Genomic DNA, 18,019 nt, shown 5'->3' with positions numbered 1-18,019 from the left:
GAAGAGTCTCTGGTGAGCTCCGCCGCGAGCGGCGGAGCGAGCAATAAGGTTCGGAGCGGGAGGCGGGATGGGTTCCCGCCTCCCTTTCCAGGGGCTGCGTTAGACGATGGAGGCGGTGACGGCCTGCTTGATCAGGACTTCGGCATCCAGGTTGCTGTAGTTGTAGACCTGGTAGGTCGCGCCATCGATGGAGGTGGTGCCGGCAGCCTGCCAGACCCCCGGCGCGGTGCCGTGGTCGTGCAGGTTGGCCAGTTGCACCTTGTCGCCGGCATCGCCATCGACCATCACCTGAACCTTGCCGTCCTTGCGGAACAGATCGGTTTCCCCCAGGTTCAGCACGTCGTTGAGGGAGATCTTCAACGTGTTGTTGCCGGTGCCGGTGATGTCGAACTTCTCGATGCTGCTGATCTTCGCCAGGTCGTTGTCGCCGGTGAGCTTGGTCAGGTCCAGGACCTGGTTCGCGCCGGTGAGCTTGAGCGTATCCAGGCCGGAACTGCCGTGGATGTGCGCCGAGTCCTGGGCGAAGTAGGCAACCGGGTCGACGACCATGGAGATGACGTCGTTGTCCGTCGACAGATTCGTGACCTCCGAGGAGATACCGGTGATGTAAGTCCCGCCTGCCTCACCGGTAAGCTCGATACGGCCAATGCTGTTCCCGTCCGCATGGTAGGTGAACGACTGCATGTCAGCCGTCCCGGTTGGGTTGGTCATGTTGATCGTATCCAGCAGCGTGCCGCTCGAACTGTAGATCTTGAGGATCGCCGTGTTGCCCATCTCGATACCGGTAGCGGAAACGTTGATCTCCGATCGAGCCGAGTCGAAGGTCACCACTGCGGTCTTGCCGTTCTCCAGGAACATCGAGCCTTGACCCGCGTTCACCCAGGTGCCTGAGGCCGTCTTCCATGCCGTTCCGCTGATAGTGAAGGCACCACTATCACTGTGGTATCCGGCCAGGCTGGCCCCGCCCTTGAAGGTGCCGCCGGCAAAGCTTTGCCCGTAGTTCACCGTGATCACGTTAACGGAGCTATCGTCGAAGTATGTCTCCCAGCCATGGTCGACCACCATCTGACCAGTGGGCACATCCGGCGACAAGAGACTGGTGAAGTTACTGATCGCCATACCGGCATAGTCGCTATAGATCGTCACCTTGCCGATGCTGATCCCCTCCGGAGCCTCGTAGTTGAATTGCTCCCAGCTAGTCTTCGAACTGGCACTATTGGTGCACAAACGATCGAAGATCTTATTGCCGTTGGTATCGAAGACCACCAACCAGGACCCATTACCGGCGGTGTTTTCCACCAACATCATGTCGTAGGAGATGTATTTCACCGGCTGGTCGAAGGTAAAAGTCGCCGACGAGCTCGACATGTCACCGTAGTTTTTTCCGATGTACAGATGGGGAACGGAAAGCGAGTCCGCATCTTTCTCAACCACCACACTGCCCGTGGTCGTCATGGTGTAGTGGCCATCGGCACTGTAGAAGCCACCGCTCTTGCCCACTTCGTTGGCGAAGGTATCGATGTAGCCTGGATCGTGGTGGATCTGGTTGAAGTTGAGCTTGCTCATCACTACACCGCCGGTCGCGCCGTCGCTGTAGACCATCACCTTGCCAATATCGGTCCCGACCGGTGCGATGTAGTTGTACAGCGCTGACTTGGTTGTGCCACCGGAGCCGTCAGCATTCACCGTCGTATCTGACAGGATATTGCCTTGGGCGTCATAGACCACGACACGAGAGCCAGTTGCATCAAGCCCACTGATTTGGACGTTGAAGCTCGAAACCGGCGTGTTGAAGTTGATCTCGCCATACTTCGAAGTGTCGCCCCCGATGACTACACCGGCATTGGTGGTGCTATCCCCGCCATATTGACTGAGCGCGCCATTGGTAGTGATAGTGAAACCGCCACCCTGATAGACAGTACTGCCATTCATCGTCGTAATCGTGCGCAGCAGGCTGTCCTGCGCCGGCGTAATCCAACCTTCCCCATGTACCTGCATCGCTGCACTTGGGGAACTGATCTGCCCTTCCAGGGTAACGATCTGCGCGGTGACGGCGAAGTCGAACTTGCCGCCCTGCTGAACAGTCTGCTGAGCCGGCACGGTCACCGTCAGTTTGCCTGCGGAGATGTCGTCCGCGGTCAGCACCTGGTCATAGGTGGTGTCGCCCCAGATGATGTGCAGGGTATCGCCGGCCTTGGCATTGGTGCCTGCCAGGGAGACCTTCACGTCCGCACCATCGGCCGCCTTGGCCGTGGTGTAGGTGCCGTCCGCATCCGGAATATCCGTGATGGTCGGTGCTCCGCCCTGGTTGCCCAGGAGGCTCACGTCCTGGCTGGCCACATCGGTCTGCGGAGCGCCGCTGCCGTCCACCACACGCGCCTGGATGGTCCAGTTGCCGGTGTGCGCAGTGGTATCCACAGCCGTCCAGTTCAGGCCGCTGGTCGAAGCGGTGACCCAGGTCTTGCCGCCGTCGAAGGACACCTGCACTTTCTCGCCGCTGACCAGGGTCTGGTCGAGCTTGCCGTACACACCACGCCCGGCACTGCCATCGGCGGTGATGAAGTCGGTGGAGTGGGCGACATCGATCGCCGAGTCCTTGCTCATGCTGGTGATGGACACGTTGTTGAGCGCCACGTTGTAGCTGTGCTCAGCGGTGATGGTGCCAGCGTTACCGGCCGCATCGTGCGCTACCAGGATCGCGTCGATCTCGTGGCTGCTGTTGTCCACCAGCTTGCTGCCGGGCACGGCCACGCTCCAGGTGCCGTCGGCTTTGACGTCGGCGCTGTAGGTGGTGCCGTCGAGCTTGAAGGTCACCTTGTCACCGGCGGTGAATTCGCCGGTCACCTTGCCGCTGACGGTGACATTGCCTTTGGACTCCGCGCTATTCACGGTGTTGTCGCTGGTGACGTTGTCGATGGTCAGCTTGGTCGAGTTCGAATCCGGGTCCGAGTAGTCGGTGGTGATGATGAACGGGTCGGACTTGGCGCTGGTGTTGCCTGCCTTGTCGGTGGCGTCGACGGTGAACTTCTGCTCGCCTTCGTTCAGCGGAGTGGTCGGGGTGTAGCTCCACTTGCCGTCCTGGTCGGCGGTGGTGCTGCCCAGTTTGGCGCCGTTGTCATAGATGACCACGATGGAGCCGGCTTCGGCCTTGCCGGCCAGGGTCGGGGTAGAGTCGTCGGTCACGCCGCCATTGGCGATCGGGCCCTGGATGCTGCCCACGTCGTCGGTGATCGAGTCGATGGTCGGCTTGTTCGGGGCAGTGGTGTCGACGATGAAGTCGAACGTCGCCGGGGTGCTGACCACGCCGGCCTTGTCGGTGGCGATGGCCTGGATGCTGTGCGCGCCGTCGGCCAGATCGGACTTGGGCGTGAAGCTCCAGTTGCCCTTGGAGTCGGCGGTGGTGCTGCCCAGTTCGACGCTGCCGTCGAAGATCTTGACGGTGCTGCCGGCCTTGGAAGTGCCCTGGATTTCCGGACGTTTGTCGTCGGTGGAGCCACCGGAGGTGATGTCGCCGGTGATGCTGCCCACGTCATCGATCACGTGGGTGATGGCTACGCCTACACCGCTGGTGTCGACGATCACGTCCAGCTTGTCGCCCTGGCCGCTGCTGTTGCCGGCCTTGTCGAGCACTTCGGTGGTGAAGTCATGCTTGCCGTCGTCCAGCCCGGTGGTGGGTCTGAACTCCCATTTGCCGTCGGCATCGACGTCGGCTTCGCCAAGCTTCGTGCCGTTGTCATAGATGATGACCTTGCCATTGGGCTCGGCATCACCGCTGAAGGTCGGGCGGTTGTCGTCAGTGGTGTCGCCGTCGTGCAGCGGGCCGGTCACGTTGCCGACGTTGTCGGTGACGACCAGGTCGGTGACGTTGGACGGTTTACTGGTGTCGATGCTGAAGTCCCACTTGCCGGTCGGTTCACTGACCACGCCCACGCTGTTGGTGGCGGTGGCATAGACGTCATGCTTGCCGTCAGCCATGGCGGTTTCCGGGGTGATGGTCCAGCTGCCCGAGGTGTCGGCGGTGGTGCTGCCGATCAGGACGTCGTTGTTGTCGTACAGGCGAACGACGCTGCCAGCCGGCGCGGTACCCGCGATGGTGGGTTTGTTGTCGTCGGTGACGTCACCCTTCTGCAGGAAGCCGGTGTACGGGCCAACGTCGTCGAGCACGCTGACGATGACCGGCGCCTGGGGCACGGAGGTGTCCAGGGTGATGCTGTACTTGTCGGTCGGCGCGGTGGCGTTGCCAGCCGGGTCGGACTCGACGGCGGTCAGGTCGTTGAGACCCGAGACCAGCGGCAGTTCCGGGGTCATCGACCACTTGCCGTCTTCGCCCACGACCGCGCTGCCGATCACATGGTTACCGGTGCTGTCCTTGGTGTAGACGGTGACGAGGTCGCCGGCGGTACCGGTACCGTGAATGTCCGGACGCTGGTCATCGGTGATACCACCATTGACGATGTTGCCGGTAATGGTGCCGGCATGATCTTCCACGCCGGTGATGGCCAGTTTGCTGGCATCCGGTGCGGTGTAGTCGGTGATGACGGTGAAGACATCGGACTTCGGACTGGTGTTGCCGGCCTTGTCGGTCGCATCGACGGTGAAGTCGTGCGTGCCTTCGCTGATCGGGGTGGTCGGGGTGTAGCTCCACTCGCCGTCGGCATCCGCGACCACGGAGCCCAGTTTCTGGCCGTTGTCGTAGATGACCACGGTGGAGCCCGCCTCGGCCTGGCCGGCCAGGGTCGGGGTGGAGTCGTCGGTCACGCCGCCGTTGGCGATCGGGCCCTGGATGCTGCCCACGTCGTCGGTCACCGAGTCGATGCTCGGCTTGGTCGGCGCGGTGGTGTCGACACTGAAGTGGAACGTCGACGGATCACTGACGTTGCCGGCCTTGTCGGTGGCGATGGCGGAGACGTCGTGCGGGCCTTCAACCAGGTCCTTGGACGGGGTGAAGGTCCAGTTGCCCTTGCCGTCGGCGGTGGTGCTGCCCAGTTCGACGCTGCCGTCGAAGATCTTGACGATGCTGCCCGGCTTGCTGGTGCCCTGGATTTCCGGACGCTTGTCGTCGGTCACGCCGTTGGGTGCGATGTCGCCGGTGATGCTGCCCACGTCATCGATCACGTGGGTGATCACTACGCCCAGACCGCTGGTGTCGACGATCACGTGCAGCGGGTCGTTCTGGCCGCTGCTGTTGCCGGCTTCGTCCAGTACTTCGGTGGTGAAGGCGTGGTCGCCATCCTTCAGCGGGGTAGTCGGTTCGAAGGACCACTGACCATCGGCATCGACGTCGGCTTCGCCAATCTTGTTGCCGTTGTCATAGATGATGACCTTGCCGTTGGGTTCAGCGTCGCCGCTGAAGGTCGGGCGGTTGTCGTCGGTGGTGTCGCCGTCGTGCAGCGGGCCGGTCTTGGCACCAACGTCGTCAGTGACGACCAGGTTGGTGACGTTGTCCGGAGCGCTGGTGTCGACGATGAAGTCCCACTTGCCGGTTTGCGGGCTGACCACACCAGTGTCGTTGGTGGCGGTGGCATAGACGTCATGCTTGCCGTCGGCCAGGGCGGTTGCCGGGGTGATGCTCCAGTTGCCGTCGGCATCGGCGGTGGTGCTGCCGATCAGGACGTTGTTGCCGTCGTACAGCTTGACGGTGCTGCCGGCCTCGGCGGTGCCGTTGATGGTCGGCTTGTTGTCGTCGGTGACGTCGCCCTTCTGCAGGAAGCCGGTGTACGGGCCAACGTCGTCGAGGACGTTGACGATCACGGGCACGCCAGGCTCGACCGGGTCGAAGGTAAAGCTGTAGGGGTCGCTGGGTTTGGTGGAGTTGCCGGCGGCGTCGGTTTCCACGGCGGTCAGGTCGTTCAGACCGACGTTCAGCGGAGTTTCCGGGGTCAGCGACCAGGTGCCATCTTCGCCCACGGTGGTGGAGCCGATCGGGTGGTTGCCGGCGATCGGGTCGTTGGCGTAGACGGTGATGGTGTCACCGGCGGTGCCTTCGCCACTGATGACCGGACGGGAGTCGTCGGTCTTGCCGCCATTGGGGATGTTGCCGGTCACTTCACCGATGCTGTCGAGCACGCCGGTGATGGTCGGCATGTCCGGAGCGGTGTAGTCGGTGACGATGTCGAACGGATCGGACTTGGCGCTGGTGTTGCCGGCCTTGTCGGTGGCGTCGACGATGAACTCGTGAGCGCCTTCGCTCAGCGGAGTGGTCGGGGTGTAGCTCCAGTCACCGTCCTTGTCGGCGGTCACGCTGCCGAGCTTCTCGCCGTTGTCGTACACGGTCACGATCGAGCCCGCTTCGGCCTTGCCGGAGATTGTCGGGGTCGAATCGTCGGTGACGCCACCGTCCGCGATCGGGCCCTGGATGGCGCCCACGTCGTCGTAGACCTGGTCAATGCTCGGCTTGTTCGGCGCAGTAGTGTCGATGCTGAAGTCGAACTTCGCCGGCTCGCTGACGTTGCCGGACTTGTCGGTGGCGGTAGCGCGGATTTCGTGCGCGCCTTCGGCCAGATCGGCGGTGGGGGTGAAGCTCCAGTTGCCTTTGGCGTCCACGGTGGTGGTGCCCAGCTCTACTTCGCCGTCGTAGACGGTGATGGTGCTGCCGGACTTGCCGGTACCCTGGATTTCCGGGCGCACGTCGTCGGTCACGCCATGGGGCGCGATGTCGCCGGTGATGCTGCCCACGTCGTCGATCACGTGGGTGATGGAGATGACCACATCACGGGTGTCCACGATCACGTGCAGCGGGTCGTTCTGGCCGCTGTTGTTGCCGGCTTCATCGACCACTTCGGTGGTGAAGGCGTGCTCGCCGTCGGCCAGCGGTTCGGTCGGGGTGAACGACCAGGTGCCGTCGTCAGCGACGTCGGCTTCACCGATCTTCTCGCCGTTATCGAAGATGATGACCTTGCTGCCCGGTTCGGCATCGCCGCTGAAGTCCGGACGGTTGTCGTCGGTGGTGTCGCCATCGTGCAGCGGACCGGTCACGGCGCCGACGTCATCGGACACGACCAGGTCGGTGACATTGGCCGGAGCGCTGGTGTCGACGCTGAACGGCCACAGGCCGGTCGGCTCGCTGACCACGCCCACCGGGTTGGTGGCGGTGGCATAGACCTCGTGCTGGCCGTCGGCCAGGGCGGTTGCCGGGGTGATGCTCCAGTGGCCGTTGCCATCGGCGATGGCGCTGCCGATCAGGACATTGCTGCCGTCGTACAGCTTGACGGTGCTGCCAGCCTCGGCGCTGCCGTTGAAGGTCGGCTTGTTGTCGTCGGTGACGTCGCCCTTCTGCAGGTAGCCCTGGTACGGACCGACGTCGTCGTAGACGCTTTCGATGGTCGGCGCGTTCGGCGCGGACATGTCCAGGGTGATGTCGTACGGCTGGCTGGTGGTGGCGTTGCCGGCCACGTCGGTTTCAACGGCGGTCAGCTCGTTCAGCCCGACGTTGATCGGCAGTTCCGGAGTCAGCGACCACTTGCCGTCCTCGCCCACGACAGTGCTGCCGATCGGGTGATTGCCGGTGGTGTCCTTGGTGTAGACGGTGACGAGGTCGCCGGCCGTGCCGGTGCCGCTGATGGTCGGGTGCGAGTCGTCGGTGGTGCCGCCGTTCTCGATGTTGCCGGTGATCAGGCCCACGTCGTCCAGCACACCGGTGATGGCCAGCTTGTCGGCGTCCGGAGGAGTGGTGTCGATGACCACGTTGACGGTGGTCGGCTCGCTCTGGTTGCCCGCCGGGTCGGTGGCGATGACGGTGATGTCGTTGCTGCCTTCGGGCAGCGGCTGGGTCGGGGTAACGTGCCAGTTGCCTTCGTCGTCCGCCTTGGTATTGATCACTTCGCCAGTCGGGAAGGTGACAGTTACGTCAGCGCCCGGCTCGGTCTGGCCGTCGATGGTCGGCTTGGTGTCGTTGGTGATGTTGTCGCCCTTGGTGCCCGAATCGGACGCAGGGTCGAGCCAGGCATCCGGGGCATCCGGGGCCTGGGTGTCGATGACCACGGAGATGACCGTAGGCTCGCTCTGGTTGCCTGCCGGGTCGGTGGCGATGATGGTGATGTCGTTGTTGCCTTCGGGCAGCGGCTGGGTCGGCGTGACGTGCCAGTCGCCATTGGCATCAGCGGTGGTGGTGGCAACTTCGCCAGTCGGGAAGGTCACGGTGACCTCGGCGCCCGGCTCGGTCTTGCCGTCGATGGTCGGCTTGGTGTCGTTGGTGATGTCATCACCCTTGATGCCCGAGTCGGAGTCCGGGTCCAGGTGCGCTTCCGGCGCGGTCGGCGGGGTGGTATCGATCACCACGGAAATGACCGTGGGCTCGCTCTGGTTGCCTGCCGGGTCGGTGGCGATGACGGTAATGTCGTTGTTGCCTTCGGGCAGCGGCTGGGTCGGGGTGACGGACCAGTCGCCGTTCTCGTCGGCCTTGGTGTGGATCTCTTCGCCGTTGGGGAAGGTGACGGTGACGTCGGCACCCGGCTCGGTCTTGCCGTCGATGGTCGGCTTGGTGTCGCTGGTGATGTCATCGCCCTTGATGCCGGTGTCGGAAGCCGGGTCCAGATGAACCTCGGGAGCGGTCGGGGCGATGGTGTCGATGATCACCGGAACGATGATCTCGGTCTGGTTACCGGCAGGGTCCTGCTCGATCACCTTGATGTCGTTGTTGCCTTCGGGCAGCGGTTGGGTCGGCTGCGGGGCCACCCAGGTGCCGTCATCGGCGACGATGGTTTCAACGGTTTCGCCGGTGGGGAAGACGATGATGATCTTGTCGCCCGGCTCGCCGTTACCGTGGATGGTCGGCGTGCTGTCGTTGCTGTAGGTTTCACCACCGTCAGTCTTGGCGCCTTCGATCTCGGCGGTCGGTGCGACCGGCGGAGTGGTATCGACGGTGATGTCGACGACATCGACCGGAGCGCTGGGCTTCTGGCCGGGGACTTCCTGGGTGATGTCGATGCTGTGCGCGCCGTCGGCGAGCTCAGGGGTGAACGACCAGGTGCCGTCCGGCTGCACAGTGGTGGAGCCGATTTCCTGGCCATTGTCGAAGACATGGATGATCGCGCCGGGAACGCCGTTACCGGAAATCGCCGGGTGCGAATCGTCGGTGATATCGCCGTTGTGCAGTTGGCCCTGGATCGGACCGACGTCGTCCATCGCCTTGATGTTGGTCGGGGCCGGGCTGGTCGATTTCCCGTGGTGGTGATCATCATTCTGATTGTGGTGAATGATAGCCGCGGCAGCGGCACCAATGCCGGCTAGGCCGAGCAGCCACGGCCACAGGACGAAGCCTGCTGCGTCATCGAAAGTGGACGCCAGATAAGGGGCGCCGTCTGCCAGGGCGTCGCCACCCAGCGCAATGGGAGCGGACTCGCCATCGGCCAGCAGCAGTTGGCCACCGAAGCCTTCGCCGTCGGTGCGGACGTAGGCGTACAGCTGGCCGTCTTCAGCAACGCCGTAGAGCTGGCTGTCCATGCCGTCGGCAAAGAAGTCCTGGATGGTCAGGTCGGGCTTTTCACTGCCCTCGAACTGAACCAGCAGGTCCTTGCCAACGCGTTTGACGGTAACGTTTTCAGGTGCAACGTCGTTGTTTTCAACTTGAAGAAGGTACTTGGTACCCGCTTGTGCCTTGATCTTTCCACCAGCCTTGACCGCAACCTTCTTGGCTGCGTTCTCGGTGACGGCTACCAGACCGATATTTTCAATTGCCATTTCAAACCCACCTCGGGAGGGACACGTTTTCGAGGTGAGGAGATTAATTTTCCGCAGCAACCAAGAAGATCAGAACACTCTGACAAGACGGCCGGGTTTTCTGATCGAGACTACAAAGTACCGAACGGAGCGGAAAAAGCGGGATGCAAGCCAGCTCAGCATGAGGGCGAAAAGTCCTGCGCGAGCGCCAGCTAGAGCAGCGCTTACACTGTCAGAGCCCTCACTGGAGCACCACAGCGCATGAGAAAATCGCGTTCGACTCAACGCCGTGCAAGATGAAAGCTTCGTCTGTCAGGCAAGTCGGTGTCCCCAATGGCCGAGCAAGCGTTGCCATTGGGGACACCGCGGTATTCGGCAGGGGGAATCAACGGAAACAAAAAAGCCCACCGTTAAGGTGGGCTTTTCAGTGAAGAGAACTTTGCGTTCACTTCTGACACTTGCTGATGCAGTGTCTTCGATATGGTGGGTCGTGTAGGATTCGAACCTACGACCAATTGGTTAAAAGCCAACTGCTCTACCGACTGAGCTAACGACCCAAAAGTGGTCGGGGTAGGGGGATTCGAACTCCCGACATCTTGCTCCCAAAGCAAGCGCGCTACCGGACTGCGCTATACCCCGTTTGAAAGTTGGCTCCGCGACCTGGACTCGAACCAGGGACCCAATGATTAACAGTCATTTGCTCTACCGACTGAGCTATCGCGGAACGACAAGCCTTTCAATCTCCTCTACTTTCTTCCGGCTTCACCGGATTCCCGTATCAGAGGCGCGCCATTTTACGTATATCGAAACGTCTGTCAACACTCTGATCCAAAAAGTTTTTCTCTGCTTTGCAGGGTGCCGGGCGGGTTGCTATATCTGCATGGAAAAACACGAGTGATCCACCACGGGTGTAAACGGAACGATCACGCACAGGATGGCCATGAGCAACAAGGACACCCCACCACCCTCCCCAGTCGCCAGCCGGGTGATCCAGCCCCGTTTCGGCGAACTGGTGCAGGGCTGCCGCCAGTTGGCGATGAATCACCTCGCCGAGCTCCTGGGGCACGTCTTCGCCCAGGTGGATGACACGCTCTTCGAATGCGCCGAGAAAGCCGAGAACAACCAGGTCCAGGCTCTGTTCTTCGACGCCATGCGTGAGGTCCGCCGTGAAAGGCCGAACCTGGAGCGCTTCTACCACCAGCGGATCGCCCAGGGCCTGAGCGACTTCCTCGAAGGCAAGCTACCGCGGCCCGAGTCTCTGGACGAGCTGGACGTGGATCAGCTGACCCTGGTCGGCAACGATGAATATGAAGAGACGCTGCTGGTCACCAACATGGTCAACCAGGTCCGGGCCCACTGCGCACAATTGCTGTTTGCCCTGGATCAGCGCCTGGCGCTGCTCAACAACGGCAGCAAGCTGGGCGAGGATCGTAATCCTTTCGGCCCGCACGCCATCGCCCAGGCCTTCCGCGACACCCTGGCCCGCAGCGTTTTCCCGCTGCGGATCAAGACCATCCTTTATGTGCTTTTCGATCAGCAGGTCATGCAGCACCTGCAGCCTCTATATAAACAGCTGAACAAGCGGCTGGCCGACGGCGGCATCCTGCCGAACCTGAAATACCGCCCGCAGGGCCAGCGCCCGGCGCCAGCGCCCCAGCCGGCTGCCGCGGAGAAAGCCTCCGTAGCGACGGACGGAGGAGACTACGCCCCCCCGCCCCACACCGCAGGCGACTTGCCGGATATGCCGCCAGGCGACCGCAATGCCCTGTTCGGCGGCCTTGCCGTGCTGCTCGCCGAACATCGACGTCGCGGTGACAACGCCACGCTGTTCGGCAATACCCAGAGCATCGTCAGCTTTGGCCCGGCAACCGCCTCCACGACGTACAGCGCCAACGAACTGCTAGAGGCATTGAACCGGCTGCAGCGCGAGTCGGCCCACGAACTGGCCCATCGGCTGCGCCAGCCGCAACCGGTCGATGCGTTGAAAGCCGGCCTGCAGCGCCAGCTAGAGGCCGGCAGCGCGCAGCCGCACAATACCCGGCTGAATGACCAGGAAGCCGACGTGATCGACCTGGTCGGCATGGTTTTCGACTTCATCCTCGACGATGAAAACCTGCCAGACAGTTGCAAGACCACTCTCTCCCACCTGCACACGCCGTTCCTCAAGGTGGCGCTGCTGGACAAGCAACTGTTCACTCAGCACCACCACCCGGCACGCAAGCTGCTGAATGCCATGGCCCAGGCCGGTGTGCTGTATGGCGGCGAGGGAGAAGAGCGCGCGCTGCTGGCGAAGCTGCACTGGATAGTCGAACGGGTGATCCAGGATTTCGTCGGCGACCTGTCGCTGTTCGACACGTTGCTGGGCGATTTCAACGAGTACGTCGCCAACCTGCGGCAAAAGGTGGAGTTGCGCGAACGCCGCGCCATGGAAGCCACCCGCGGCCGCGACCGCCTGCTGGCCGCGCGGGAGCAGGCGCTGGAGGCCATAACCAAGGTGACCCAGGACCGTGAACTGCCGGAACTGGTGCGTAACTTCCTGGAAATGAGCTGGTGCGACGCTCTCACCTTCATCGTCCTGCGCAGCGGCGAGCACAGCGACGAATGGAAGCGTGCCTGCGAAGTCGGCGAGCAATTGGCCTGGAGCGTGACCCCGCTGGACGCCGCCGGTGCCGAACACCTGCAATCGATCCGCCTTGCTCTGCTGGAAGAACTGCGCAAAGGGCTGGAAGTACTGGGCGGCTACCACGAGGATGGCATCCGCCGGCTGCTACAGGACCTGGTCGCCTGTCAGCACGCGATCCAGGCACAACAGCCGCAGATCGCTGCACAGCTCAACCAGAAGCTTCCGGAAAGCCCGCTGGGTGCCATGCTCGGCGCCGAAGGCCACACGTTGGTCAAACCCAGCGGCGAGGCGTTGTCCGAGCGCGTGCGGGTATTGATGAAGGAGCTGAACCACCTGGAGTTCGGCACCTGGTTTGAATTCAGCGACACCACGCCGGCACGCCGGCTCAAGCTCTCGTGGTTCAGCCCGACCACGCGTAACTACATGTTCGTCGACCACACCGGGCAGCGGGTGGCGGTCAAACCGATAGTGCAGTTGGCCCAGGAGATGGAAGCGGGCAAGGTCCGCCTGGTACCGACGGAACAGACCGCCCCGCTGATGGATCGTGCGCTGAATGCGATCTACCGGGTCCTGCAACGCTTTACTTCCGGGCGCGGCCCGGCACAGACCTGAAGGAGCAGTCGATGGGAGAACGTCGCCAGCACAGCCGGCAGCAGACCGGGCTGACCGTGGAAGTCTTCGACCGCCACTCCGGGCGCAGCCTGGGCCGGCTTGCCGACCTGTCCGCCGAGGGTTTCATGCTCTGCGGCGTGGACGTGCCGGAAGCCGACTCGGTATGGGATTGCCGGCTTGTGCCCGCTCCGCCACTGGACGAGATTGGTGAAGTTCACCTCGGCGCGGACTGCCTGTGGAGCCGCGCGGGCAATGATGGCCAGTTGGGCTGGGCGGGCTTCCATATCATCGATATCGCCGAGGATCAGGCCGAACTGATCGAGCAACTGCTGGTCATGCTGGGCGGCAACCAACAGCCTGGCTGACACTTCTTTGCGTAGGAGCGAGCTTGCCCGCGAACAATCTCCGCTGTGGGGCTGGTTCGCGAGCAAGCTCGCTCCTACAAAGAACATGAAAAAGCCCGCCGATTGGCGGGCTTTTTCGTGGAGCACGGATCAGGAGAAGACGATTTCGTCGTTCTCCACCTTGGCGTGAATCTTCGCGCCGGGGTTGAACTTGCCAGCGAGGATCAGTTGCGCCAGCGGGTTCTCGATCCAGCGCTGGATAGCGCGCTTGAGCGGCCGCGCACCATACACCGGGTCGAAACCAACGGCGATCAGCTTGTCCATGGCCTCCTCGCTCAGTTCCAGGCCCAGCTCGCGCTCGGCCAGGCGCTTGCGCAGGCGGCCCATCTGGATCAGGGCGATGCCGGCGATCTGCTCGCGGGCCAGTGGTTCGAAGACCACCACTTCGTCGATCCGGTTGATGAATTCCGGACGGAAGTGCGCGTTCACCGCATCCATGACCGCCGCATGCTGGGCTTCGCGGTCGCCGACCAGCTCCTGGATCTGCGCCGAACCGAGGTTCGAGGTCATCACCACCACGGTGTTGCGGAAGTCCACGGTGCGGCCATGGCTGTCGGTCAGACGACCGTCTTCCAGCACTTGCAACAGCACGTTGAAGACGTCCGGGTGGGCTTTCTCAACTTCATCCAGCAGCACCACGGAGTACGGCTTGCGACGTACAGCCTCGGTCAGATAACCGCCTTCTTCATAACCGACGTAGCCCGGAGGCGCGCCGATCAGGCGAGCCACGGAGTGTTTTTCCATGAACTCGGACATGTCGATGCGCACCAGCGCTTCCTCGGTGTCGAAGAGGAACTCGGCCAGCGCCTTGCACAGCTCGGTCTTGCCCACCCCGGTTGGGCCGAGGAACAGGAACGAGCCGCTGGGCCGGTTCGGATCGGACAGACCGGCGCGGGAACGGCGCACGGCATTGGAAACCGCTACCACGGCTTCGTTCTGGCCGATGACACGCTTGTGCAGGTCATCTTCCATGCGCAGGAGTTTTTCACGCTCGCCTTCGAGCATCTTGGACACGGGGATGCCGGTCCATTTGGCGACAACCTCGGCGATTTCCTCGTCGGTCACCTTGTTGCGCAGCAGCTGCTTCTCGGTCTGGCCGTGCTGGTCGACCATCTGCAGGCTGCGCTCCAGGTCCGGGATGGTCTGGTACTGGATGCGCGCCATGGTTTCCAGGTCGCCCTTGCGCCGCGCGGTTTCCATCTCCTGCTTGGCCTGCTCGATCTTCTGCTGGATCTGCGCGGAACCCTGGACTTCGGCTTTCTCCGATTTCCAGATTTCCTCGAGATCGGCGTACTCGCGCTGGAGCTTGGCGATGTCTTCTTCCAGCTTGGCGAGGCGCTTCTTGGTCGCCTCGTCGTCTTCCTTCTTCAGCGCCTCACGCTCGATCTTCAGCTGAATCAGGCGACGCTCCAGGCGATCCAGCGCTTCCGGCTTGGAGTCGATCTCCATGCGGATGCGGCTGGCCGCTTCGTCGATCAGATCGATAGCCTTGTCCGGCAGCTGGCGATCAGTGATGTAACGGTGGCTGAGCTTGGCCGCGGCAATGATCGCGCCGTCGGTGATAGTCACACCGTGGTGCACCTCGTAGCGCTCTTTCAGGCCACGCAGGATGGCGATGGTGTCCTCCTCGCTCGGCTCATCGACCAGGACCTTCTGGAAGCGGCGTTCCAGAGCGGCGTCCTTCTCGATGTACTGGCGGTACTCGTCCAGCGTGGTGGCACCCACACAGTGCAGCTCACCACGGGCCAGGGCCGGCTTGAGCATGTTGCCAGCGTCCATGGCGCCCTCGGCCTTGCCGGCGCCAACCATGGTGTGCAGTTCGTCGATGAACAGGATGACCCGACCTTCCTGCTTGGACAGCTCGTTGAGCACGGCCTTCAGGCGCTCCTCGAACTCACCACGGAACTTGGCGCCGGCGATCAGCGAGCCCATGTCCAGTGCCAGCAGGCGTTTGTCCTTCAGACCGTCAGGCACTTCGCCGTTGACGATGCGCTGCGCCAGGCCTTCGACGATAGCGGTCTTGCCGACGCCGGGCTCGCCGATCAGCACGGGGTTGTTCTTGGTGCGGCGCTGCAGGACCTGGATGGTGCGGCGGATTTCGTCATCACGGCCGATCACCGGGTCGAGCTTGCCGTCCTCGGCGCGCTTGGTCATGTCGACGGTGTACTTGTCCAGCGCCTGACGGGATTCTTCGGCGTTGGGATCATTCACCGCTTCACCGCCGCGCAGGTTGGTCACGGCGTTTTCCAGGGCCTTCCTGGTGACGCCCTGGCTGGTCAGCAGCTTGCCGAGCTTGGTGCTGTCGTCCATGGCGGCGAGCAATACCAGCTCGCTGGAGATGAACTGGTCGCCTTTCTGCTGGGCCAGGCGGTCGGCCTGATTGAGCAGGCGCGCCAGATCCTGCGACAGGTTCACATCGCCGGTGGGGTTCTGGATCTTCGGCAGCGTGTCCATCTCTTTATTAAGAGCGGCGCGCAGCGCGGGGATATCAAAGCCGACCTGCATCAGCAGGGGCTTGATCGAGCCGCCCTGCTGATCGATGAGCGCAGACAGCAGGTGCACCGGCTCGATGGCTGGGTGGTCATGTCCAACGGCCAGGGACTGGGCATCGGAGAGTGCAAGCTGGAGCTTGCTGGTCAAACGGTCGATTCGCATGAGGGTCGTCCTTCCTTTCTATGGCGGGCCGGAGCGATGAGTGCCCCTGATCACGACTAACCCGCCGGGATGCCAGATAGATAAGGACGATTTTGGTCGGTTCAAGCCATTTGGCCATGACACCCGTCAGATGATGCTATCGAAATGATCGTAGGAGCGGACTCCGTCCGCGCTGATCGGGGCGGGCCACAGACACAATCTGTAGATGGATTCACCTGTAGGAGCGAGCTTGCTCGCGAACCTCTCCCGGCACCGTGGCATCAAGCGGTTCGCGAGCAAGCTCGCTCCTGCATGAAGCAGAGCGCGTTCAGGCCAGCCAGATCAGGCTGGCCAGGCGGCCCGTACGGGAGCTGCGGCGGTAGGAGTAGAAGCGCTCGGTGTCGGTGAAGGTGCAGAAGTCACCGCCGTAGACGGCAGTCACGCCTTTCGCTGCGAGACGGATGCGCGCCAGCTCATAGATGTCGGCCATGAACTTGCCGGCGTTGGCGCTTGGCACAAAGGCGCGCGCTGCTTCGGCATGGTCCGCCAGGAAGGCTTCGCGCACTTCCGAGCCGACTTCGAAGGCCTGCGGGCCAATGGACGGGCCGAGCCAGACCAGCAACTCCGCCGGTGCGACGCCCATGGCATCCACGGTCGCCTCCAGCACACCACCCGCCAGCCCGCGCCAACCGGCATGAGCAGCGCCGACGCGGGTACCCGTACGGTCGCAGAACAGTGCCGGCAGGCAATCGGCAGTCATGATGGTGCAGGCAATGCCGGGCGTGGCGCTCCAGCTCGCGTCCGCCGTGGCAACCACGGACGGATCGGCCTCGAGCACGTCGATGCCATGCACCTGGCTCAACCAGGCCGGCTGGCAGCCCAGCTCGGCGGTCAGCCGGCGGCGGTTCTCGGCCACGGCAGCCGGCTCGTCACCGACGTGGTCGCCGAGGTTGAAACTGGCAAAAGGCTCGGCGCTGACGCCGCCGGCACGAGTGGTCACGCAGCAGCGGACATTCGCCGGAGCCGGCCAGTCGGGCGTCAGCCAAAGGTTCATACGAAGGACTCGTTGTCCTGCCGCAACAGGCTCAGCAGCCAGGTAAAGTCATCGGGCAGCGGCGATTCCCATTTCATGCGCACGTTGGTGGCTGGGTGATCCAGCTCCAGGAAGCGCGCATGCAGGGCCTGGCGCGGGAAATCACGCAGGGACTCGATCAGGGTCGGGCTCGCCCCTGGCGGAATGCGGAATCGCCCGCCGTAGGTCGGGTCGCCCACCAGCGGATGGCCGATGTGCGTCATATGGACGCGGATCTGGTGGGTGCGGCCGGTTTCCAGCTTCACGCGGGTGTGGGTGTGTGCGCGGAAGCGCTCCAGCACGCGGTAATGGCTGATGGCGACCTTGCCGGTCTCGATCACCGCCATCTTCTGGCGCTGCACGCCATGGCGGCCGATAGGCGCGTCGACGGTGCCGCCAGCGAGGATCACCCCGGTGACGATCGCCTCGTAAATCCGGCTGACCGAGCGCGCCTGCAACTGCGCGACCAGATTGGTATGGGCCTCCAGCGTCTTGGCGACCACCATCAGGCCGGTGGTGTCCTTGTCCAGGCGATGCACGATGCCGGCTCGCGGCACGTTCGCCAGGTGCGGCACACGGTGCAGCAGCGCGTTGAGCAAGGTGCCGTCCTGGTGGCCTGCGGCAGGGTGAACCACCAGACCGGTCGGTTTGTCGATGACCAGGATGTGCTCGTCTTCATAGACGATGTCCAGCTCGATGTCCTGGGCCACCCATTCACCCTGGGCCTCCAGCTCGACGTCCAGCTCCAGGCGCGAGCCGGCGTGGACGATGTCGCGCGGGCGCAGCACGGCGCCGTCGACCTTGAGACGGCCGTCCTTGATCCAGCCAGCCAGGCGGGAGCGGGAGTGGTCGGAGAAGAGCTGGGCGGCGACCTGGTCAAGACGCTGACCGCCAAGGTCGAACGGCACTTGCGCCGCAAGTTGGATGATATCGGACATGACTCGACACGAAGGGCGCGCGGCCTTTTGGTTCGGCGGCGCGCTGTGGTTAAATACGGGGCCTTTGTCCCAGGGGTAT

The 18,019-nt window shown here is 63.1% G+C and carries 6 protein-coding genes and 3 tRNA genes; 2 read left to right on the top strand and 7 right to left on the bottom strand.

Annotation, left to right across the window (positions count from 1 at the left end):
- Positions 1-99 precede the first annotated feature (99 nt).
- From CTR55_RS19885 to CTR55_RS19870, 4 genes are all read right to left on the bottom strand, one after another.
- A complete protein-coding gene (locus CTR55_RS19885) occupies positions 100-9,678 on the bottom strand; it encodes an Ig-like domain-containing protein (RefSeq protein WP_296288668.1) in 9,579 nt (3,192 codons plus the stop codon).
- A 460-nt stretch (positions 9,679-10,138) separates the two neighbouring features.
- Positions 10,139-10,214 (bottom strand) — tRNA-Lys (locus tag CTR55_RS19880).
- Between the two features lie 5 nt (positions 10,215-10,219).
- A tRNA-Pro gene (locus CTR55_RS19875) sits at positions 10,220-10,296 on the bottom strand.
- Between the two features lie 9 nt (positions 10,297-10,305).
- Positions 10,306-10,381: transfer RNA gene (locus CTR55_RS19870), tRNA-Asn, on the bottom strand.
- 216 nt (positions 10,382-10,597) lie between these two features.
- Here CTR55_RS19870 and CTR55_RS19865 point away from each other — a divergent pair.
- Complete coding sequence (locus tag CTR55_RS19865) at positions 10,598-12,892, top strand: DUF1631 domain-containing protein (protein WP_296288666.1); 2,295 nt, start codon at positions 10,598-10,600, stop codon at positions 12,890-12,892.
- 11 nt (positions 12,893-12,903) lie between these two features.
- Positions 12,904-13,257: a PilZ domain-containing protein gene (locus CTR55_RS19860; protein ID WP_296288664.1), complete on the top strand. Its 354-nt coding sequence runs from the start codon at positions 12,904-12,906 to the stop codon at positions 13,255-13,257.
- A 129-nt stretch (positions 13,258-13,386) separates the two neighbouring features.
- Here CTR55_RS19860 and clpB read toward each other — a convergent pair whose 3' ends face one another.
- The 3 genes from clpB to rluD all read right to left on the bottom strand — a co-directional run bounded on the left by clpB (position 13,387) and on the right by rluD (position 17,940).
- Positions 13,387-15,951, bottom strand: a complete 2,565-nt coding sequence (gene clpB / locus CTR55_RS19855) for an ATP-dependent chaperone ClpB (protein ID WP_296288663.1) — start codon at positions 15,949-15,951, stop codon at positions 13,387-13,389.
- 307 nt (positions 15,952-16,258) lie between these two features.
- A complete protein-coding gene (pgeF, locus tag CTR55_RS19850) occupies positions 16,259-16,984 on the bottom strand; it encodes a peptidoglycan editing factor PgeF (protein WP_296288661.1) in 726 nt (241 codons plus the stop codon).
- Positions 16,981-17,940, bottom strand: a complete 960-nt coding sequence (rluD, locus tag CTR55_RS19845; RefSeq protein WP_296288659.1) for a 23S rRNA pseudouridine(1911/1915/1917) synthase RluD — start codon at positions 17,938-17,940, stop codon at positions 16,981-16,983. Before rluD ends, pgeF begins: the two co-directional genes overlap by 4 nt.
- Positions 17,941-18,019: the final 79 nt, after the last annotated feature.

Origin of the sequence: Pseudomonas sp., assembly GCF_002796985.1 — a bacterium.
Taxonomy (GTDB): Bacteria; Pseudomonadota; Gammaproteobacteria; order Pseudomonadales; family Pseudomonadaceae; genus Pseudomonas.
The sequence above is the reverse complement of the archived record's forward strand: the minus strand, read 5'-3'. Positions and strand labels throughout refer to the sequence as shown.